This window comes from Aequorivita sp. 609 (genome assembly GCF_014212065.1).
Classification (GTDB): Bacteria; Bacteroidota; Bacteroidia; order Flavobacteriales; family Flavobacteriaceae; genus Aequorivita; species Aequorivita sinensis.
In genome coordinates this window covers 307,628-327,989 of record NZ_JACJVM010000006.1, presented here as the reverse complement: position 1 = coordinate 327,989, position 20,362 = coordinate 307,628, and the positions used below count along the sequence as shown (strand labels likewise).

Annotated in this window: 21 protein-coding genes; 12 read left to right on the top strand and 9 right to left on the bottom strand. The window is 34.3% G+C overall.

Annotated elements, in window-relative coordinates; all coding sequences use genetic code 11:
• Positions 1-12: 12 nt before the first annotated feature.
• The gene (gene prmA / locus H4O20_RS04895; protein ID WP_185098465.1) at positions 13-843 is read right to left on the bottom strand and encodes a 50S ribosomal protein L11 methyltransferase; all 831 of its coding nucleotides are present in this window, start codon (positions 841-843) and stop codon (positions 13-15) included.
• Between the two features lie 57 nt (positions 844-900).
• Positions 901-1,653 carry a tRNA pseudouridine(38-40) synthase TruA gene (gene truA, locus H4O20_RS04890; RefSeq protein ID WP_185098464.1) on the bottom strand — a complete coding sequence of 251 codons (753 nt, stop codon included), beginning with the start codon at positions 1,651-1,653 and terminating at the stop codon, positions 901-903.
• Positions 1,654-1,802: 149 nt separating this feature from the next.
• Here truA and H4O20_RS04885 point away from each other — a divergent pair, with 149 nt between their 5' ends.
• Positions 1,803-2,297 (top strand): metallophosphoesterase, encoded by a 495-nt coding sequence (locus tag H4O20_RS04885; protein WP_185098463.1) that lies wholly within the window; start codon positions 1,803-1,805, stop codon positions 2,295-2,297.
• A 121-nt stretch (positions 2,298-2,418) separates the two neighbouring features.
• Here the strand turns inward: H4O20_RS04885 and H4O20_RS04880 are convergent, their stop codons facing one another.
• Entirely contained in the window at positions 2,419-2,829 is a 411-nt protein-coding gene (locus H4O20_RS04880) for a DUF4293 domain-containing protein (protein WP_185098462.1), read from the bottom strand.
• A 202-nt stretch (positions 2,830-3,031) separates the two neighbouring features.
• Here H4O20_RS04880 and rho point away from each other — a divergent pair, with 202 nt between their 5' ends.
• Positions 3,032-4,744: a transcription termination factor Rho gene (rho, locus tag H4O20_RS04875; RefSeq protein WP_185098461.1), complete on the top strand. Its 1,713-nt coding sequence runs from the start codon at positions 3,032-3,034 to the stop codon at positions 4,742-4,744.
• 355 nt (positions 4,745-5,099) lie between these two features.
• Here rho and H4O20_RS04870 read toward each other — a convergent pair whose 3' ends face one another.
• Positions 5,100-6,002, bottom strand: coding sequence for a T9SS type A sorting domain-containing protein (locus H4O20_RS04870; protein WP_185098460.1), 903 nt, complete (start codon positions 6,000-6,002; stop codon positions 5,100-5,102).
• Between the two features lie 160 nt (positions 6,003-6,162).
• On the opposite strand from H4O20_RS04870, the gene H4O20_RS04865 reads away from it, so the two are divergent.
• Positions 6,163-7,920 (top strand): M14 family metallopeptidase, encoded by a 1,758-nt coding sequence (locus H4O20_RS04865; RefSeq protein ID WP_185098459.1) that lies wholly within the window; start codon positions 6,163-6,165, stop codon positions 7,918-7,920.
• Here H4O20_RS04865 and H4O20_RS04860 read toward each other — a convergent pair.
• The gene (locus tag H4O20_RS04860; RefSeq protein WP_139855869.1) at positions 7,882-8,511 is read right to left on the bottom strand and encodes an NUDIX hydrolase; all 630 of its coding nucleotides are present in this window, start codon (positions 8,509-8,511) and stop codon (positions 7,882-7,884) included. The two genes, H4O20_RS04865 and H4O20_RS04860, sit on opposite strands and share 39 nt — an antisense overlap.
• A 7-nt stretch (positions 8,512-8,518) precedes the next feature.
• Between H4O20_RS04860 and pyrE the strand changes: the two genes are divergently transcribed.
• Together pyrE and H4O20_RS04850 are read left to right on the top strand one after the other, a co-directional pair.
• Positions 8,519-9,160 (top strand): orotate phosphoribosyltransferase, encoded by a 642-nt coding sequence (gene pyrE / locus H4O20_RS04855; RefSeq protein WP_185098458.1) that lies wholly within the window; start codon positions 8,519-8,521, stop codon positions 9,158-9,160.
• A 45-nt stretch (positions 9,161-9,205) separates the two neighbouring features.
• The gene (locus H4O20_RS04850; protein WP_139855867.1) at positions 9,206-9,598 is read left to right on the top strand and encodes an SRPBCC family protein; all 393 of its coding nucleotides are present in this window, start codon (positions 9,206-9,208) and stop codon (positions 9,596-9,598) included.
• A 64-nt stretch (positions 9,599-9,662) separates the two neighbouring features.
• On the opposite strand, the gene H4O20_RS04845 is transcribed toward H4O20_RS04850, so the two are convergent.
• Entirely contained in the window at positions 9,663-10,394 is a 732-nt protein-coding gene (locus tag H4O20_RS04845; RefSeq protein ID WP_185098457.1) for a biotin--[acetyl-CoA-carboxylase] ligase, read from the bottom strand.
• Positions 10,395-10,483: 89 nt separating this feature from the next.
• Here H4O20_RS04845 and rsfS point away from each other — a divergent pair, with 89 nt between their 5' ends.
• From rsfS to H4O20_RS04815, 6 genes are all read left to right on the top strand, one after another.
• Entirely contained in the window at positions 10,484-10,855 is a 372-nt protein-coding gene (gene rsfS / locus H4O20_RS04840) for a ribosome silencing factor (protein ID WP_139855865.1), read from the top strand.
• 15 nt (positions 10,856-10,870) lie between these two features.
• A complete protein-coding gene (gene ftsH / locus H4O20_RS04835; protein WP_185098456.1) occupies positions 10,871-12,826 on the top strand; it encodes an ATP-dependent zinc metalloprotease FtsH in 1,956 nt (651 codons plus the stop codon).
• A gap of 115 nt (positions 12,827-12,941) precedes the next feature.
• On the top strand, positions 12,942-13,562 hold the full coding sequence (locus H4O20_RS04830) for an LUD domain-containing protein (protein ID WP_185098455.1): 621 nt from the start codon (positions 12,942-12,944) through the stop codon (positions 13,560-13,562).
• A 1-nt stretch (position 13,563) separates the two neighbouring features.
• On the top strand, positions 13,564-14,397 hold the full coding sequence (locus tag H4O20_RS04825) for a phosphatidate cytidylyltransferase (RefSeq protein ID WP_185098454.1): 834 nt from the start codon (positions 13,564-13,566) through the stop codon (positions 14,395-14,397).
• Entirely contained in the window at positions 14,387-15,037 is a 651-nt protein-coding gene (locus H4O20_RS04820) for a phosphatidylserine decarboxylase family protein (RefSeq protein WP_185098453.1), read from the top strand. Before H4O20_RS04825 ends, H4O20_RS04820 begins: the two co-directional genes overlap by 11 nt.
• Positions 15,037-15,303 carry an acyl-CoA-binding protein gene (locus tag H4O20_RS04815; protein WP_139855860.1) on the top strand — a complete coding sequence of 89 codons (267 nt, stop codon included), beginning with the start codon at positions 15,037-15,039 and terminating at the stop codon, positions 15,301-15,303. The genes H4O20_RS04820 and H4O20_RS04815 overlap by 1 nt, the downstream gene beginning before the upstream one ends.
• Before the next feature lies 1 nt (position 15,304).
• Here the strand turns inward: H4O20_RS04815 and H4O20_RS04810 are convergent, their stop codons facing one another.
• Both H4O20_RS04810 and H4O20_RS04805 read right to left on the bottom strand, forming a co-directional pair.
• Positions 15,305-15,547 (bottom strand): hypothetical protein, encoded by a 243-nt coding sequence (locus H4O20_RS04810; protein ID WP_139855859.1) that lies wholly within the window; start codon positions 15,545-15,547, stop codon positions 15,305-15,307.
• A gap of 218 nt (positions 15,548-15,765) precedes the next feature.
• Positions 15,766-18,396: a valine--tRNA ligase gene (locus H4O20_RS04805; RefSeq protein ID WP_185098539.1), complete on the bottom strand. Its 2,631-nt coding sequence runs from the start codon at positions 18,394-18,396 to the stop codon at positions 15,766-15,768.
• Between the two features lie 127 nt (positions 18,397-18,523).
• Here H4O20_RS04805 and H4O20_RS04800 point away from each other — a divergent pair, with 127 nt between their 5' ends.
• Entirely contained in the window at positions 18,524-18,919 is a 396-nt protein-coding gene (locus H4O20_RS04800; protein WP_165147106.1) for a DUF1573 domain-containing protein, read from the top strand.
• A 61-nt stretch (positions 18,920-18,980) separates the two neighbouring features.
• Here the strand turns inward: H4O20_RS04800 and H4O20_RS04795 are convergent, their stop codons facing one another.
• Positions 18,981-20,306 carry an aspartyl protease family protein gene (locus tag H4O20_RS04795; RefSeq protein WP_185098452.1) on the bottom strand — a complete coding sequence of 442 codons (1,326 nt, stop codon included), beginning with the start codon at positions 20,304-20,306 and terminating at the stop codon, positions 18,981-18,983.
• Positions 20,307-20,362: the final 56 nt, after the last annotated feature.

The following is a 20,362-nucleotide window of genomic DNA, read 5'->3' as shown; positions in this document are numbered from 1 at the left end:
ATAATAAGCTAATTACGAAATTAAAAATTTCGCAGCAACCCATCTATTTTTCTCTTTATTCTCAACGAAGGTCAGCCCCAAATTATTGCAAGTTTCTGTAATAATTGGCAAATCCTCTATGTAAAAACCACTTAAATATAGCTCGCCTTTAGCGTTTAAACACTTGACATAACTAGCCATATCATTTAATAAAATGTTTCTATTAATGTTAGCAATTATAACATCGTATTTTTGGTCTTTCAATAAATCTGCATCGCCTTGATATACCGAAATATTAGCACAATTATTTCGTTCTACATTTTCCATAGAATTTTCATAACACCATTCATCAATATCGATAGCATCAAGTTGTTGAGCACCTCGCATTTCAGCTAAAATTGCTAAAACAGCAGTACCACACCCCATATCAAGAACAGTTTTATCTTTAAAATTATTTTCTAATATAAACTGAAGCATCATATAAGTAGTTTCGTGATGCCCCGTCCCAAATGACATTTTAGGCTCGATAATAATTTCGTATTCAAACGATTTTGCAGGATGAAAAGGTGCACGTACCGTGCATTTTCCATCAACTTCAATAGGATCGAAGTTCTTTTCCCACTCTGCATTCCAATTTACCTGAGCTATTTCTGAAAAGGTATATTCAACTTTAAATTCATCAGAATCTAAAATATTTATATCACTCAAAACATCTTCATTCCACTCATCTTTCTGAATATACGCTGTAACACCTTCTTCTGTTTCAACGAAACTTTCAAAACCTGCATAACCTAATTCGGCAGTTAGAATCTCAGCTCCTGGTTGTAAAGGAGACACTTTAAAAATATATTCTATGTATATCATTGGTAAGTTTATTTGTCAATTTATCAATACTAATTGACTGTTAAAATTAATTTTATTTTATTCTATCGGAAGAAATATTTCTTCTGGATACTTCACTTTTGTAAGATACAATCCGTGAGCTGGTGCCGAAGCCCCTGCCTTAGATCTATTTTTACTATTTAAAATTGCTTGAAAATCTTCCGCACTCGTTTTCCCAAATCCAACATCCAATAAAGTTCCTACTATAGCTCGAACCATATTGCGCAAAAATCGATCTGCGGAAATTGTGAAGGTTAATTTATTATCAATCAATTCCCACCTTGCTTTACTGACAACGCAATTATATGTTTTCACATCAGTTTTAGACCGCGAGAAACATTGAAAATCTATATGATTAAATAATAATTCAGCAGTTTTATTCATTAAATCTACATCAGGAATTTTATTTAATTGATAAGCAAAATCCTGAGAAAAAGGATCTTTCCTCAATGATATCACGTACTCATATTCTCTTGCAACAGCATCAAAACGGGCGTGTGCGTTGTCTTTTACTTGAAAAATATTTACCACAGAGATATCCTTAGGAAGAAAGGAATTTATTCTAAAAACTAAAGCTTTTGTATCATTTATAGCTTCAAAATCAAAATGAGCAAATAGTTGTTTTGCGTGAACACCAGCATCTGTCCTACCCGCTCCCGTAATTTTTATATCCTCACGAAGTAAAGTAGATAGCGACTCTTCAATAACTTGCTGAACACTCATCTGCTTTGGTTGGCGCTGCCACCCAAAATAATTTTTCCCATTATATGCTATCTCAATAAAATATCGCAAACTTAATTGTTTTTACAATTTGCAAAATTACAACATACTACGGAGCTTCTTACTTTCAAAATTGAAAATATTAATTTCAATGCTATCAAGGCTTAGAGCTTGATTTTATATAAATTTGAAAACTATTACAATCAAGCAAATCCAACACTTTGAAAAAAATTCTCCTTCTTAGCGACACACATAGTTATATTGATGAAAAAATCTTGAAATATGTTAAACAAGCCGATGAAGTATGGCATGCTGGCGATATAGGAGACCTAGCTGTTACCGATGCTATAAAAGCATTAAAGCCACTTCGTGCTGTTTATGGCAATATAGATGATCATGAAGCGCGCAGAGAATTTCCCTTACACAATCGTTTTCTGTGCGAAAAGGTTGATGTTTGGATTACTCATATTGGAGGATATCCAGGTAAATACAATCCTTCAATTAGACAAGAGTTATACGCCAATCCACCAAAAATATTTATTTGCGGACATTCTCATATATTAAAAGTTATGCCCGATAAAACTACAGGTCTGCTCCATATGAATCCAGGTGCAGTGGGTAAACACGGATTCCACAAAGTAAGAACGATGTTAAGGTTTGAAATAGATGGCGAGAAAATTGAGAATTTGGAAGTTATAGAGTTCGAAAAGCGCTAGGAATTACTTTTTACTCAGCTAATAAACGATTTTCTACTTTCTTTTGACTTTGTGCTAAAAAGCAAAAAACCCCCTAAGGTGGCATCCTGAGGGGGTTTTGCACTAATATACCAAGATCGGTTTACCGTAAACGATCAACAGATTTTACGAGATCCTCGTCCTTTTTAATGGCCTTATTGGCCAGCACTAAAAATACGATAGAAATGATAGGAAAAAGAACCCCAATACCCTTCTCTGAAACAATAGTTTCTCCGGATAAAGTTAGTAATCGATAAACGAAAACTCCTAGTAATACAAAATTTGATACTATATTTAAACGGTTTAACACAAATTGCTGTTGCCGTTTTTTAAATGATATAATCGAAATAATCGCTAATGCTATAGACAAAAATATAAGTCCAAAAATCAAAGGCTCACTGCGTTCCATAATAATTTGCCCATCCGTTCCTACTACTTCAGGAAACCATAAATATAACCCACCCATTATAAGGGCTGAAACGATTAAAAAAACAGTTTGTATACGTTGTATCATTACTATTAACACAATTAAGCAGCAAAAATACATTATCTTTTTAAAAAAAATAACACTAGTTTTTAAAATATTGTTGTATTATTGCATTATCTATTCGTAACCACCTCAATAAAGGTTACTTAGTCTTCAAAAAACATTTTCAACTTACTTACCTTCTCAAAAGGAATTAAATAGTATAAATTTTAACTACAGCATTCATTACATGTTTGAAATTTCAGAATTAAAAAGTAAAAAGCTTCCTGAATTACAGGAAATAGCCAAAGAACTTAAAGTGCCAAAATTCCGCACACAAAAAAAATTAGATTTAGTTTATCAAATACTCGATTATCAAGCTGCTAACCCTAAAGCTGTTAAAGCTGTACTTGGGTCAGATGATTCTTCTTCATCTCCTAAAAAGGAAGAGAAAAAAACTGAGTCTTCAAAAAATAGTGGCAACAAAGAAAAGCAGGCAAATCCTAAAAAGGATGAAAGCAGAGGTAATAAACCTCAAACTAATAAGCCACAATCGCAAAAGAAACATCACGATAAGAAGAGTGACGACGATAAAAAGGATGATGTGAAGAAACCTTCTAAATCTGATAATAAAGATAGCGATAGAAAATCACAACACCAGAAATCTTCCCCTTCAAATCGTCCAAATAAATCAGACGACAGAGATAAAAATCAACGTACTGATAAAAACAACACAGACAACAGACAAAAACATCAAAGCCACAAACAAAAAGATGGCAATACACACGATAATCGCAACAACGGCAATAAAGATTCACGTAACCGTTACCGTGAGCCAGATTACGAGTTTGCAGGGATAATAGAAAGCGAAGGAGTTCTAGATATAATGCAAGACGGCTACGGATTTTTACGTTCTAGCGACTATAATTACTTATCTTCTCCTGATGATATTTATGTTTCACAATCACAAATTAGACTTTTTGGCTTAAAAACCGGAGATACAGTTTTAGGTGAAGTACGTCCTCCAAAAGAAGGTGAAAAGTATTTCCCTTTAATTAAAGTAAATAAAATTAATGGATTAAACCCAAATGTAGTTCGCGATCGCGTATCATTTGAACATTTAACGCCACTTTTTCCACAGGAAAAATTTAAACTAGCTGAAAAGCAAAGTACAATTTCTACAAGAATAATTGATCTTTTTGCTCCTATTGGAAAAGGACAACGTGGTATGATTGTTTCTCAACCAAAGACTGGGAAAACAATGTTGCTAAAAGATATTGCAAATGCAATTGCCGCCAATCACCCAGAAGTTTATCAAATTATTTTATTAATTGATGAACGTCCTGAAGAAGTTACCGACATGCAACGTAACGTTCGAGGTGAGGTTGTAGCTTCTACTTTTGACAAAGAAGCAACAGAACACGTTCGTGTAGCAAACCTGGTAATAGATAAAGCTAAAAGATTGGTAGAATGTGGTCACGATGTTGTGATTTTATTAGATTCTATAACTCGTTTAGCTCGTGCCTATAACACAGTTCAACCTGCAAGTGGTAAAATATTAAGTGGAGGTGTTGATGCAAATGCACTACATAAACCAAAACGTTTCTTTGGTGCTGCCCGTAATATTGAAAACGGTGGTTCATTAAGTATTATAGCAACAGCCTTAACCGAAACCGGCTCTAAAATGGACGAGGTTATTTTTGAAGAATTTAAAGGTACAGGAAACATGGAGCTTCAATTGGATAGAAAGATTTCAAATAGAAGAATTTTCCCTGCTATAGATCTTACCTCTTCAAGTACTCGTAGAGATGATATTCTGCTAGATGAAAACACAATACAGCGTATGTGGGTTCTTAGAAAATACCTAGCCGATATGAATCCTATTGAAGCTATGGAGTTTATTAACGATCGAATTAAGCAAACCAAGAACAATGAAGAGTTCCTAATTTCTATGAACGGCTAGAACTCTTTTCAATATAAATTTAAAATCGCCATTGAAGAAAATTTCAATGGCGATTTTTTTTGTTCGGAAGTCAATAATAACCTTAGCCCCCACGATTTATATTTATAATCAACACTATACCTATAATTATATCCCCAGCAAATCAATAAGCATTAACGCTACATTCTTTTAACATCAACTCTACCAATTACCACTCAACTCTTATAAGCTTAAATAAAAGCGGTTTTAGGCACAATCTACTCAAGATTAACATAGCTAGCCAATCCCATTAAATACAACTTTAGAAACGCCAATTTAGAAACAAAAAAATCCCGACCATAAGGCCGGGATTTTAATATTTAGAATTTTAAAATTCTTATTGCTTTACTACTTTTTGAGTAAGAGTACCTGAAGTAGTTTCAACTTTTAAAGTGTAAACACCTTGTGCAAAAGAAGAAGTATTGATAGTTCCGTTGCTGTATACAGCACCTACGTTTTTACCTAATACATCATACATAGCTACGTTAGTAACTTCGATGCTTGAAGGAATGTTCAAGTTAAGAACATCAGTAGTAGGGTTAGGGTAAACAGCGATCATTTCAGCAAGGTTGTCACCGATAGATGCAGCTGGCTCATCAGTTAAGTTCCAAGCAAAACTTGGGAAAGACTCACCAATTAATCCAGAGATGTTAGTCCAGTTCTGTGCTCCAGCACCAAAAAGATCAGATGGGTCAATTAACACAGGCTCTTCATTAGGAAAAGAAGACAAAGAACCAAACCAGTTCCAACGTCCATCATCAGCTGGTCCACCATCTACACTTGGGAAAACAGATACCCAGTAAACACCAGCAGGAAGTACAACTTGGTTACCACCATTTGCATCAGTAATGTTTATTTTGAATTCAGAAGAACCAGCTCCATCCTCAGTAAGCGTATATAAAGAAGGATCTATATCACCTAATTCTAAAACACCTGATCCAGCCACTTCTGGGTTTCCACCTGGAATAGCACCAGAAATCTCATAAATGTATACGTTAAATCCAGTAGTAAAAGGTTCAATTAAACCAAAGTTAGAGTTAAGACCGTAAACAGTAAGATCTCCAAGAGCAACATCAGAAGTTAAAGCAAAGTAATCAGCACAGTAAACACCAGTACCATCATCTCCTTTTGTAGAAATTAAACCTGTTGTGTTATCTGCGATACGATCAACAAGTACATTCTGACCAAAAGTCGCTGCGGTCATTAAAAGAGCCGAGGCTAAAAGAGTAATTTTTTTCATAATAAAAAGTTTTAAGTTTAATTAATAGAAGCAAATATAACCAACCAAATAAGATTTACAAATAATTTAGTGCTAATTTTTCTATTTTTACATTGTTAAATTTAAAGCAATCATAGGTTGAACACCGAATTTAACAAATTTCCTCATAAATTATTAGCAGATGAAAAATCACCTCTTAGCACTTAGTATTATACTTTTTGGTTATTCTATAAATCTAAACGGACAAACACAACAGAAGCAACTTCAGGCAATTATTGATTACCCAGATTTAAATAAAACTTCAACATACAACGAAAGCATTACGTTTTATAAAAATTTAGCTGTCAGAGATAAGAGAGTACATATTTTTGAAATGGGAGAAACCGATAGCGGACAACCTTTACATATAGTAATATATAATTCAGAGATTATCCAAAACAATCTAAACCACAGCTCATTTTCAAAAAATGATAAAAACCTTTTATTAATAAATAATGGAATACACCCTGGAGAGCCTGATGGTATAGACGCCACTATGCGGCTTTTTGGAGAATTATCCAAAAACAGTATTCCTAGTCCGAAAAACACAATTATAGCTACAATACCTATTTATAATATAGGAGGGGCACTAAATAGAAATAGCACAAGCCGAACAAATCAAAACGGCCCTAAGGAATATGGGTTTCGTGGGAATGCTAGAAACTACGACCTAAATAGAGATTTTATAAAATGTGATACTAAAAACGCAAAATCATTTGCTGAAATTTTTCAATGGCTCAATCCAGATCTATTTATCGACAATCACGTTAGCAATGGCGCAGATTACCAATACACACTCACCCACCTATTTACGCAACACAACAAACTAGGTGGTGAATTAGGTAGCTATCTTGAAACTTCATTTATTCCTGAATTTGAGAAATCTTTAAAGCAAAAACAATGGGACATCACACCTTATGTTAATGTATTCAACAATAAACCAGAAATCGGATTTTCACAGTTTATGGACTCTCCTAGATATTCAACAGGTTATAGCGCGTTATTCAACACTATGGGAATGATGGTAGAAACTCATATGCTAAAACCCTATAAAGATAGAGTTGAAGGAACTTATGAATTAATGAAAAGTTTTATAGCCATTGCAGATTCAAATGCCGCAAAAATTAATTCATTAAGACAAGATGCTATTAAAAAGTACAAAATTGGAAGCTACTACCCTATTTCTTGGAAGGTTGATTCAACCAAAACAACTTCACTTAACTTCAAAGGCTATGAAAGTGATTTTATACCAAGCAAAATTACAGGACAAAAACGATTAAAGTATAATAGAAATAAGCCTTTCGATAAAACTGTTACCTACTACAATAACTTTAAAGCAAACGATTCTATCAAAATTCCTTCGGCATATATAATTCCGAAGGGGTACTGGAATATTATCGAACTTTTAAAATTAAACAACATAACTTATTCAAAAATTGAATATGACACAATTATCACTTCCGAAGTTTATAGAATTGCCGAATACCGAACAGTAAAAAGTCCATACGAAGGTCATTATTTACATTATAACACCAAGGTGGATAAGACTACAGAGAACGTTACAGTAAACAAAGGAGACATTTTAGTTAAAACCCAGCAACCAGGGTTAAGATATATAATTGAAACTTTAGAGCCTTCAGCACAAGATTCATTTTTCAATTGGAATTTCTTTGACGCTATTTTACAACAAAAAGAAGGATTTTCTCCTTATGTATGGGAGGATTTGGCCGAGGAGTTTTTAAATAAGAATCCGAAAATCAAAGAAAAGTTTGAGACGAAAAAACAAAACCAACCTGAATTTGCACAAAATTGGTATTTGCAATTAGATTGGATTCACAAACAATCCCCTTATTACGAAAAATCACATCTTCGTTATCCTATCATTAGGGTGGGTAGTTAAATATTCTTTTGGAAAGAGAAGTTTAATGTTTTCATAAGAATTTTTTAAAGCATCCTGGGATTTTTCAAAATTTTTCCATTTTGCTTTTTTAATGCCCTCTTCAGGTTGAGGAGTTAAAGGGCCGTCGTAATCGGTATACATTTCATACCAGTGAGTAATTTTAAGTCGGTACTTATTGTTTCTAGTAAAAACGTGATACGTTTTCATTATAAAGTCACGAATTTCAAGACCTTCTACCCCTGTTTCTTCTTCTACCTCACGGATTGCAGCTTCCCTATAACTTTCTCCTTTTTCAATTTTTCCTTTAGGCAGATCCCATTTCCCGTTACGTCTTATAAAAAGAATTTCTTTTTTACTATTATAAACTAATCCCCCAGCCGCTTCTACTACTTTTATTTTTTTCCGAAGAAAACGTTCTAATTTTTCCGCATTCTTGTGATAAAGATTAACATAGAGAAGTTCGCCGTTGTTAATCTTTTTAACCAATTTTTTAAAACGCGCTTGCTTTAAAGGTATGGTTGTATAGTGTTCGCCAATATTTTTTTCCGTAGAAAGAATAATGGGAATTTCTTTTACAAAAACTTTATACATTTGTAGTATGATATTAAATAAGGAAACGGCACAAAAAACCGCAGCATTATTATTGCAAATTAATGCAATAAAATTACAACCACAAAACCCTTTTACATGGGCTTCGGGATGGAAATCTCCCATTTATTGTGATAATAGGATAACACTTTCGTATCCAACAATTCGAAATTACATTCGTGAAAACCTCGCTAAACAAATTGAAGAGACCTACGGAAAGCCAGAAATGATAGCTGGTGTAGCCACTGGAGCAATTGGTATTGGCGCCTTAGTAGCAGACTATCTTAACGTTCCTTTTTGTTACGTAAGACCGGAAGCTAAAGGTCATGGACGAAAAAATAAAATTGAGGGTCACCTTGAACCCAATACCAATGTTATTGTAGTTGAAGATTTAATTAGCACAGGAAAAAGCAGCCTTATGGCTGTAGAAGCACTTAAAGAAGCAAATGCTAATGTAAAGGGAATGTTTGCTATTTTTAGTTATGGCTTTAATATTGCAGAGGAAAACTTCAAGAATGCTAATGTAGAGTTAAGCACCCTTAGCAATTATGAATTGTTACTACAAGAAGCTGAAAAGTCGAAGTACATAAGCGCTGATGAAGCAAGATTACTTGGCGAATGGAGAACCAACCCTGAAACTTGGGGACAGTAGTTAGTAGTATAAAAATAAAAAATAACAGACTTAATAATTTTAATAATGAAATTAAACAGTAAAAAAGTAACGGTTCAAAAATCAGCTTCAGAGCTGTGCGAATTTTTGGCGGATGTAAAAAACTATGAAGGCTTGATGCCAGACACCATTAGTAAATTTGAAGTAATTAGAGACAATGCTTTCGTATTTGCGTTAAAAGGTATGCCTGAAATAGCTTTAGAAATTAAAGAAGTAGACAGCCCTAATAAAGTAGTTTTAGGAGCGATTAGCGACAAACTTCCGTTTACTTTAAAAAGCGATATTGAAAGTGTATCCGATACATCGTCTACTGCTGAATTACTTTTTGAAGGAGAATTTAATAGTATGATGGCTATGATGATAAAAAGTCCTATATCAAAATTTATTGAAACGCTAGCCTCAAACTTAGAAAAGCTGTAGACTTATTTATGGTAATATATATTGAGAACGGGGCTAAAGCAAAATTTTAGTTCCGTTTTTATTTTTAGAAAATAAGCTTAACTTCCTTTAATTGATAATTTTGAATTTTTTCGTTTTCAGTTTCTACTAAAAGCTCTCCCAAGTCGCTAACCCCTTTTATAATTCCATTAAACCGAAATCCTTTTTGATCTTCAAATACCGAAATAACATCTTTCCTAAACAGTCGATCTTCAAAAAGCTTTTTCTTTTCTACAAAATCTGCAACTGAAAGATTTTCCAAACTTTTAGACAACGAATTTAAAACTTCAAGTAAAACTTCATCTAAAATAAATTCCCTGCCAGATTCGAGCTTCATAGAACTCGCTTGAGGCAAATCCGGGAAAGATATTACATTAACATTTAGCCCAATTCCTATAATTGAATACTGTACATTACTGCCTTTAAGTACATTTTCAATTAAAATACCGCCAATTTTTTTTTTGGCTGACATTATGTCGTTAGGCCATTTTACAGAAAGATTTGGGATATTTAGGTTATTTAAAGCATCATAAATAGCTGTTGAAACTGCCATGGAAATAATAAAATGATATTCTGCTGCCAGCCCTTTAAAATCTTTAAACACACTAAATGTAAGGCTTTGTCCTTGTTTTGAAAACCAAGAAGCTCCCATTTGTCCACGACCGGAAGTTTGTTGTTTAGCTAGTACAACCGTAAGATCTGAAAGCAGGTTTTCACGCAGCAATTCCTTCATATACGAGTTGGTTGAATGGGTGGCATTAAGTTTGATTATCTTCAAAACAATAATTTAGTTTAGTATTACTTAATTTAAGCGGTTCAAGAAACAAAAAAGTAATAACTTTGCGAAATAGAAAAGAAAGATATTTAATGCAAAAAAAACAAGCAGGAACAGATCAACTTATTGCTCAAATAATACGAGGGATTGAAGATGTTAAGGGACAGGATATAGAAATCTTAGACCTAAGAGAGATAGAAAACACAGTATGTGACTATTTTATAATTTGCAATGGTACCTCTAACACACAAGTTAATGCCATTGTAAACTCGGTTCAAAAATCAGTAAGCAAAGAATTAAAGGAAAAGCCTTGGCACGTTGAAGGTAGCGACAACGCCGAGTGGATACTTATGGACTATGTTCACGTAGTTGTACACGTTTTCCAAAAGCATATCCGTGAATTTTATGATATTGAAGGACTTTGGGGCGATGCAAAATCGGTTAAAATAGAAACAACTCATTAAAAAGAAGACTGCCTTATGGCTCAAGACAATAAAAACAAGAAAAACGAATCCAAAAAACCTAGGCCAAATTATTATTGGATTTACGGTGCTATAATTTTATTATTTTTTGGATTACAAATCTTTGGTGGTGGTAGCTGGTCTCAGCCTGCTAAAACCAATCAAGCGCAATTTGAAGAATTTTTAAAGGCTGGTGACGTTGAACGCGTTGAAGTAATCAACAAGAAAATTGCTAAGGTGTATCTTACTGAAGAAGCCAAAGCAAAAGAAATACACGCTCCTAAAGGAAATGCACCCTCTTTTTTAGAGCCAGGCACAAATGACGCAACTTACCAGTTTGAATTTGGAGACTTACAGTTATTTCAACAAGATTTTCAACAAATAAAAGCTGAAAACGATTTAACTACTAGTTTAAATTTCGATACAGATACAAATGTATGGGGTGATATCTTGATGGGAATACTTCCATTTGTAATTATTATTGCAATTTGGATATTCATTATGCGTAGAATGTCTTCTGGAGCTGGAGGTGGTGGTCCTGGTGGACAATTGTTCAACATAGGAAAGTCTAAGGCTAAACTATTTGACGAAAAAACCGATATCAAAACTTCTTTTAAAGATGTTGCAGGATTAGAAGGTGCAAAGGAAGAAGTTCAAGAAATTGTAGACTTCCTAAAAAACCCAGAGAAATACACGTCTCTAGGAGGTAAAATCCCTAAAGGTGCATTACTAGTTGGACCTCCAGGTACAGGGAAAACTCTTTTAGCTAGAGCCGTTGCAGGTGAAGCAAAAGTACCTTTCTTCTCACTTTCAGGTTCAGATTTCGTTGAAATGTTTGTGGGTGTAGGTGCTTCTCGTGTACGTGATTTATTTAAACAAGCTAAAGAAAAATCTCCAGCAATTATATTCATTGATGAGATTGACGCAATTGGTCGTGCACGTGGAAAAAACAATTTTTCAGGTGGAAACGACGAGCGCGAAAACACATTAAACCAGCTTTTAACCGAAATGGATGGGTTCGGAACAGATTCTAATGTTATTGTACTTGCTGCAACAAACAGAGCTGATGTTCTTGATAAAGCTCTAATGAGAGCCGGTCGATTTGACAGGCAAATTTATGTTGATCTTCCAGACGTTCGCGAAAGAAAAGAAATTTTTGAAGTGCATTTACGTCCTTTAAAAAAGGGAGAAGACTTAGACACCGATTTCTTATCAAAACAAACACCAGGTTTCTCCGGAGCTGATATAGCAAACGTTTGTAATGAAGCTGCTTTAATTGCTGCTAGAAAAGGTAAGCAGTCTGTTGGTAAACAAGATTTCCTTGATGCGGTAGATAGAATAGTTGGTGGTCTTGAAAAGAAGAACAAAATAATGACTATGGACGAGAAACGTGCCATTGCATTCCACGAAGCTGGTCACGCCACTGTAAGTTGGATGCTAGAGCACGCTGCTCCATTAGTTAAAGTAACAATTGTACCACGCGGACAGTCTCTAGGAGCTGCTTGGTACCTACCGGAAGAAAGACTGATTATTCATCCAGAACAAATGTTGGATGAAATGTGTGCAGCCCTAGGTGGTCGTGCCGCAGAGAAAGTTATATTTAACCGAATTTCTACAGGAGCATTAAGCGATCTTGAAAAGGTTACTAAACAAGCTCGAGCAATGGTTACTATTTACGGTCTTAACGATAAGGTTGGAAACCTAACCTATTACGATAGCAGTGGTCAATCTGAATACAACTTCTCTAAGCCATACAGCGAAAAAACCGCTGAACTTATTGATCAGGAAATTTCAAAACTTATTGAAGAACAGTATGATCGTGCGGTTAGAATCCTTGAAGAAAATAAGGATAAACTTACAGAACTAGCAAATGTGCTCTTAGAAAAAGAGGTTATTTTCAAGGACAACCTTGAGAAAATATTTGGAGAGCGTCCATTTCAAAAACCAGAAGAAGCTCCAAGAGTGACAACATAATTATGTTGTCACTTTAGAGTTGTTACGAATAATTACAGAACTAGTTGCTATACTTCAAAATGTATTTTATATCTTTGAAGTAAACGCATTTATAAACTCCTCAATTACTTGATTAATGAGTCTATTAAAAAGGCTTTTAAATCCAATATATAAAAAAACAGAAGCTAAGACTAAAACGTCTGAGTTGCCTGAGCACAGCACCTATTATCCTGAGCAAAAACTTCCTGTAGATGAGAAATTTACTTTCAATTTCAAAAACAACGGAGGTAAATTTTTATATTGTGAAAACTGGGAAGAGATAAAAGAGGCTTTTGATAATATTCTTTTAGAAAATGATTGGTATGAGCAAGATGTTTTCTGCTTTAATGAAATGCTTTCTGAAAAATTTGATGGCTTTAACCTCAACTTTGTAAAAAATACTAATTCAACCTTTTTTCTTACTACTTGTGAATCGCTTGTAGCTAAAAACGGTTCTATTCTACTTTCGTCTAACCAGATAAAAGAAAAAAAATTAAGCGAGTTTCCTTTTAACATCGTAGTTTTTGCAACTACAAGTCAGATTGTTGAAACCATAAGTGAAGGTTTGCGAATTATTAAAAACCAAAGCTTAAAACACATCCCAAGCAACATTACTACTATTCAGGACTTCGACACTGAAAAAGAAAAAGAAAAGGATTTTATGAGTTATGGAAGTAGCACAAAAAACCTATATTTGTTGCTATTGGAAGACTTATAATATGAAAGAAACACTCGTAAGGACCCTTTCGGGCGTATTATACATTTCGATTATTATCATAGCAATGTTTACCTCGCGCGAATGGTTTATGGGGTTATTCTTCATACTTGCAGTGATTACCTTAAGCGAATACTTAAAACTTGTACACTTAACTAGCTACCTAGCTTATTTTTTACTAGCAGCTGGTTTTTATTTTTTAAGTTATAATGTCTTCGACGATAACGCCATCTACCTTTTACTCATTCTAAGTGGTTTTGTAAATTTATTTCTTCTTAAAGACGTACTTTGGACAAGCAAAATCCCAATGTTTGAAAAGAAAAAATACATTACAGTGGTATTTTATATCATTAGTGGTTTTGTGTTTTTAACACTAATTCCCGTAATGAATATCGACGGTAGGTTTATACCAGAACTTATTGTGGCTGTTTTTATATTAGTATGGAGCAATGACACCTTTGCCTATCTAATTGGAAAGAATTTCGGTAAACATAAACTCTTAGAGCGTATTTCACCTAAGAAAACTATAGAAGGTTTTATAGGAGGTATGCTAGGAGCTTTGCTAGCAGGATATATTATATTTAAGGTCCTAGAACATTATAGCCAATTAGACACCTTAAAATATCCGCTATGGATGTGGATTGTAATGGCATTAATTGTAGCTATATTTGGAACGATTGGCGATTTAATTCAATCGAAATTTAAAAGGCAAGCCGGAGTTAAGGATAGTGGAATTATAATGCCAGGTCACGGTGGATTATATGATAGATTAGACAGTATAATTTATGCCAGCCCATTTGTATATGCGTTTTTATTAATAGTTGACAATGTTTCATAAAGAAGGTTTTAAAATTATAATTATAGCTCTGGTAATTGTTATCGGACTAAGCCTATTGGCCAATGTTTTTATTCTACATCCAACTATTCGTGGAGGAGTGATTATTTCATTAATTATTTTATTGCTACTCATCCTGCAATTCTTCAGAAATCCTAAGAGAAACTTCTCTCCAAACTCTAACCAAGTGTTATCCTCGGTAGATGGAAAAGTTGTTGTTATTGAAGAAGTTTTCGAAAAAGAATACTTTAAAGACAAACGTTTACAGGTTTCGGTATTTATGAGCCCAATTAACGTTCACGTAACCCGCTATCCTGTGGGAGGAACAGTTACGTATAGTAAATATCATCCAGGAAAATATTTGGTTGCTTGGCACCCTAAAGCTTCTGAAGAAAATGAACGTACAACTGTTGTTGTAAAAAATGATGTAATTGGTGAAGTTCTATTCCGACAAATTGCAGGAGCATTAGCTAAAAGAATAGTAAACTACGCCGAAGAAGGACAAAAAGTAGAACAAACAACAGATAGTGGTTTTATTAAATTTGGTTCGAGAGTAGATATTTTCCTACCGCTTGATGCCAAAATAAAAGTAGAATTAAACCAAAAAGTAAAAGGTGGAATTTCAATAATTGCTGAAAAATAATGACATCGGAAGAGTTAGATATCGCCTTTAAAAATGCAGTAAAAAGCATTAATGAACATAAAGACCCGTTTCCTGCCGATGTATTATTACGCTTATACGCATACTACAAACGCGCTACAAATGACGACCACCCCCCAAGTGGACGAAAGGCCCATATCTCGGCTTTTAAAACAAATGCGCTATTCCAAACTCGTGGCTTAACACCTGATGAAGCTAAGGAACTTTACATTAAAGCTGTGAAGCAGTACTTTCTGTATAGAAAGTAAATTATGACTGCTGGGCTTTATTGAATTTTATTTCATAAGTCTCAATAGCTGCGCGGATTTTATCTACATTATCCGACGCCATTTGATGTGCTAACTCCATAGCCTCTTCCAATTCTTTATCTGGGTGTTGAAACAAATCGGTAATAACATGATTAATTTTATCTAGAATACTTTCTTGACTGTTCTTAATGTCTTCTAATTTTTGAAGCATTGCTTTCATTTCATTATATTTAGCCTGATCCATAATTATCTATTTTACAACAAGATACAAACTAAATCTGTTCAAAATAAAAAAATTAACCTCGATTTAAAACTAATTAAGAAAACGCTATAAAATAATAATCCTAAAAGACTCACATATTTTAAGTTATAAATTCTATAAAAAAACGACCCCGAATGGGGTCGTTCAATTTAAACATTTATGGTTTTCAGGAATTTAAACCTATTAGTTTTGCCTTTAATTTATTTTAAACCAGCTAGACTCGCTTTCAAGGTTTCAATCTTTGCAAGGGCATCAGCTTCTTTTTGCTTTTCTAAGGCAACTACCTTTTCAGGAGCGCCATTTACAAAGCGTTCGTTCTTCAATTTCCCTTGAACACTTTTTAAGAAACCTTCGGTATATTTTAATTCCTCAGTTAGTTTTGCTATCTCTTCTTCAACATTAATAGCGCCTGCTATCGGAATAAAGTACTCGTTACTCTTTGCACGGAAAGTTAGTGCACCGTCAAGCTTTTCTGTAATGTAGTTAAGTTCAGAAATATTTCCTAGTTTAGAAATTACAGCGTCAAAATCTTTTGAAGCGTTATCGTTATTTAAAACTGACAGCTCAATTGTATCTTTAAAAGAAATATTCTTTTCTTTACGAATTGTTCTTATACCTGAAATTACTTCAGAAGCAAAATCGAAATCTTTAATAATCTTTTCGTCGAAAGGCTGAGCTTTTGGCCATTCTGAAACTATCAAAGCTTCAGAAGTATCACGCTTAGTTATGTGTTGCCAAATTTCTTCTGAAATAAAAGGAACAAATGGATGTAGAATTTTTAAATTATCTTCTAGCACTGAAATTACTTCCTCATAAGTTTTCTTAGCGATTTTCTCACCGTAAGGTGGTTTTACCATTTCTAAGAACCAAGAGCAGAAATCATCCCAAACCAACTTGTAAGTAGCCATTAAAGCATCACTTATACGATATTTACCGTAGTGATCCTCAATCTCCGCAAGTGTTTTTTGAAATTTACTTTTATACCAGTTTAACGCTATAACATCACTTTGCGACTGTTCCTTATCTGGACAAACCTCCCAGCCGTCGATTAGTCTATAGGCATTCCATATTTTATTAACGAAACCACTCCCCTGTTTACACAAGTCTTCATCAAACATCAAGTCGTTTCCTGCAGGTGAACTTAAAAGCATTCCCACACGTACGCCATCTGCACCATAAGTTTCCATTAAATCTATAGGGTCTGGGGAATTACCTAAAGACTTACTCATCTTTCTACGCTGTTTATCGCGAACGATTCCAGTTAGATATACATTTGTAAAAGGCTTTTCATTTCTATATTCGTAACCAGCAATAATCATTCTTGCCACCCAGAAAAATAAAATTTCAGGAGCAGTTACTAAATCGTTTGTTGGATAGTAATAATTGATTTCTTTATTGTCCGGCTCTAAAATTCCGTTGAAAACACTTATTGGCCACAACCAAGAAGAGAACCAAGTATCTAATGCATCTGGATCTTGAGTTAAATCTGAAGCCTTTAATGCGTTGTTATTCGTTTTTTCTTGAGCAAGTATTAAAGCTTCCTCAATATTTTCAGCAACTACAAAGTCTTCTTTTCCATCGCCATAGAAATACGCTGGAATTTGTTGTCCCCACCACAATTGTCTTGAGATATTCCAATCGCGTACGTTTTCCATCCAATGACGGTAAGTGTTTATAAACTTCTCTGGAACTAGGTTTACATCTTTTTCAAGAACTGCATCTAAAGCAGGTTGAGCAAGCTCCTTCATTTTTAAAAACCATTGATCACTCAACTTTGGTTCTATAACAGCTCCTGTACGTTCACTTGTACCTACTTTGTGCATATGGGTTTCAATTTTTGAAACCACTCCCATTTCTTCAAGCTCTTTTACAATTTCTTTGCGAACTACAAAACGATCTTTTCCTTCATAATGCAATCCAAAACTATTTAGAGTTCCATCGTCATTAAGAATATCTACAATCTCAAGATTGTGCTTATCGCCAAGAGCTTTATCATTTTCGTCGTGAGCAGGAGTTACTTTTAAACAGCCTGTACCAAATTCTACATCTACATATTCATCTTTAATAATAGGAATCACTCGGTTGCAGATAGGAACAATTGCTTTTTTACCACGTAAGTGTGCAAAGCGTTCGTCATTAGGATTAATACAGATGGCGGTATCACCCAATATTGTTTCAGGACGAGTAGTAGCGATAGTTAAGGTATCCTCACTACCTTCAACTTTATAGTTTAAGTAATAAAGATTCCCTTGTTTTTCTTCGTAAATAACCTCTTCATCAGAAAGTGTAGTTTTGGCTTCTGGATCCCAATTTACCATTCGGTAACCGCGATAGATATTTCCTTTTCTATACAAGTCTACAAACACTTTTATAACAGAAGCAGACATTTCTGGATCCATTGTAAACTTAGTACGTTCCCAATCACAAGAAGCACCAAGTTTTTTAAGTTGTTCAAGGATAATTCCTCCGTGTTTATGCGTCCACTCCCAAGCGTGCTCTAAAAACTCTTCTCTCGAAAGGTTCGCTTTATCTATCCCTTCGGCTTTAAGTTTAGCAACTACCTTGGCTTCTGTTGCAATTGAAGCGTGGTCTGTTCCTGGCACCCAACAAGCGTTAAAACCTTGTAATCTTGCACGACGAATTAATACATCCTGCAAAGTATTATTAAGCATATGCCCCATATGCAGTACTCCAGTAACGTTTGGAGGTGGAATAACAATAGTATAAGGCGTTCTTTCATCTACCTCAGAATGGAAGTAATTATTCTCCATCCAGTAGTTATACCACTTATTTTCAATCAGTTTCGCGTTATATTTTGCTTCTAATGCCATACTTTGGTCTAGTATTTGTACTATGAATGGCAAAAGTAAATATATCTGTAGGATAATAAAAGGATTAAGTTATTTTGCAGAATCTTTAAAAGTTCGATACTTTTACAAATATTAAAAACCAAAAATCATGAAAAAATTAGCTCTAATGGCACTTGTTGCCTTTATCGGTTTTACCGCTCAAGCACAACAAGCAAAAATTACTTTCAATGAAGACACCGTAGATTACGGAACTATCGAAAAAGGTAGTGACGGTTTACGTGTATTTGAATTCACGAACACTGGTGATGCCCCACTTATTATTAGTGATGTAAAATCTAGTTGTGGTTGTACTGTACCAAAAAAACCTGAAGGACCAATTGCTCCAGGCGCAAGTAGCAGTATTCAAGTGAAGTACGACACTAATCGTGTTGGACCTATTAGAAAAACAATTACTGTATATTCTAACGCAAGCGAGCCTATGGTAGCCTTAAAAATTAAAGGTACCGTAAAACCAGAAGCGGCAAGTGTACTTGAAAAAAGTTAAATAAACATACTTGAAAAAAGTATAATCCGGCTGGAAAATAAATTCTTCAGCCGGATTTTTTTTAGAATAAACTTTTGAGATTGAAAGCTACTTTTTGAATTTCACCATCTCTTTTTATATCCAAAGAAATTCGCTTGTCTTCTTCACTAGAAAACAAAGAGATTAATTGGTATAATTTATATCTATACGCTGGCTTGCCATTAACGTTAACTATCTCATCATTTTCGACTATTCCGGCTAAGGCAGCAGGCGAACCTTCTCTTACATCCACAACTATATAAATTGGTACAAGTGTAAAATTAAACTCGGTGGTTATAGAAATACTATTTCTAGTTAAGGCCTCACTCCTACTATCGCTATTTGTGTTTATAGCGGCTTGGCGTTCCTCTTTCACTAACTCCATTCCTGCGTGCTCTAAAGTCAATCCACTCATATTATAATGAAAAGGTTTCTTGAAGTTTCGGTTTTTCTTAAAACGAACAAGGCTACCGCCATAATCGAAAGTTACTGTAAACCTACTCAAAAACCCACCTCCTATAGTTCCGTCTCGATCTTCGTAGAAGCGAGCTTTTAAAACAGCAACTTCTTCAGGAAACGAGGTATTCACATCTTTTAATAAGTAATCACCCAATATTAATTTTGGTACCCGCGCACGCTTACCAAAAATATTTCCACTTAAGCCCAGCCCTAAAAAATCATTAAAATAGTTTTTAGGATTTTCATTTATAAATCCCAACTCGTCAAACAACCACAAAACATCACTAGAACCAGAGTCTATCAATAAGGTTACTTCTTCTTGTATAGTTTCTGAAGCTACTTGTAGGTTGATATATGGCTTGCCATTTACAAAATTGAGCTTAAGATCTTCACACTTTTTGCACTTTTTAAAAGTATGTTTTTGAGGATCGTAGATGGTTATTACCTCGGATGCATAATTAATTTTTACTACGAAATTTTTAAAAAATTCATTTCCCAATATACCGTGAATGGGCACTCCCATTCTAGGAGAGAAATTTAGAGAACTATCGAATATCACGTAAAGCGCATGGCTTTTATCAACAGCTTCTCCTACTTTTATACGATTGTTTAAGCTCTTTAATGCTTCAACCATTCCCCCTGCCCCTAGACCTTGTAACTGAACTGGTGATGTGTTTTTCAACTGAACACTATCTGCAGCTTCTAAACTAAAAAGGATTGTAGATTTTACACCAGTATCGAGAATGAAAGACAATGGCGTACCATTAATTTCGATTTCGATTACTGCTAGGTTATTTACTATTTTAAATGGAATTCGGTTTTTTTTAGCCTTGTTTTCCAAAATAAATCCCGCCTGCGCCATCAATGAAGAAGAGCACAGCAACAAAATTATAAACAATGGCTTATACAAATTGATAAGGGTATTAATGAATATCTCTTGAAGATATAAAAAAAAGGCGAATGTTA

Excerpts from the sequence above, each read along its gene's own strand:
- prmA (WP_185098465.1), bottom strand. The coding sequence starts at position 843 with ATGATATACATAGAATATATTTTTAAAGTGTCTCCTTTACAACCAGGA.
- H4O20_RS04880 (WP_185098462.1), bottom strand. The coding sequence starts at position 2,829 with ATGATACAACGTATACAAACTGTTTTTTTAATCGTTTCAGCCCTTATA.
- rho (WP_185098461.1), top strand. The coding sequence starts at position 3,032 with ATGTTTGAAATTTCAGAATTAAAAAGTAAAAAGCTTCCTGAATTACAG.
- H4O20_RS04870 (WP_185098460.1), bottom strand. The coding sequence starts at position 6,002 with ATGAAAAAAATTACTCTTTTAGCCTCGGCTCTTTTAATGACCGCAGCG.
- H4O20_RS04865 (WP_185098459.1), top strand. The coding sequence starts at position 6,163 with ATGAAAAATCACCTCTTAGCACTTAGTATTATACTTTTTGGTTATTCT.
- H4O20_RS04860 (WP_139855869.1), bottom strand. The coding sequence starts at position 8,511 with ATGTATAAAGTTTTTGTAAAAGAAATTCCCATTATTCTTTCTACGGAA.
- pyrE (WP_185098458.1), top strand. The coding sequence starts at position 8,519 with ATGATATTAAATAAGGAAACGGCACAAAAAACCGCAGCATTATTATTG.
- H4O20_RS04850 (WP_139855867.1), top strand. The coding sequence starts at position 9,206 with ATGAAATTAAACAGTAAAAAAGTAACGGTTCAAAAATCAGCTTCAGAG.
- rsfS (WP_139855865.1), top strand. The coding sequence starts at position 10,484 with ATGCAAAAAAAACAAGCAGGAACAGATCAACTTATTGCTCAAATAATA.
- ftsH (WP_185098456.1), top strand. The coding sequence starts at position 10,871 with ATGGCTCAAGACAATAAAAACAAGAAAAACGAATCCAAAAAACCTAGG.
- H4O20_RS04830 (WP_185098455.1), top strand. The coding sequence starts at position 12,942 with ATGAGTCTATTAAAAAGGCTTTTAAATCCAATATATAAAAAAACAGAA.
- H4O20_RS04825 (WP_185098454.1), top strand. The coding sequence starts at position 13,564 with ATGAAAGAAACACTCGTAAGGACCCTTTCGGGCGTATTATACATTTCG.
- H4O20_RS04820 (WP_185098453.1), top strand. The coding sequence starts at position 14,387 with ATGTTTCATAAAGAAGGTTTTAAAATTATAATTATAGCTCTGGTAATT.
- H4O20_RS04815 (WP_139855860.1), top strand. The coding sequence starts at position 15,037 with ATGACATCGGAAGAGTTAGATATCGCCTTTAAAAATGCAGTAAAAAGC.
- H4O20_RS04810 (WP_139855859.1), bottom strand. The coding sequence starts at position 15,547 with ATGGATCAGGCTAAATATAATGAAATGAAAGCAATGCTTCAAAAATTA.
- H4O20_RS04805 (WP_185098539.1), bottom strand. The coding sequence starts at position 18,396 with ATGGCATTAGAAGCAAAATATAACGCGAAACTGATTGAAAATAAGTGG.
- H4O20_RS04800 (WP_165147106.1), top strand. The coding sequence starts at position 18,524 with ATGAAAAAATTAGCTCTAATGGCACTTGTTGCCTTTATCGGTTTTACC.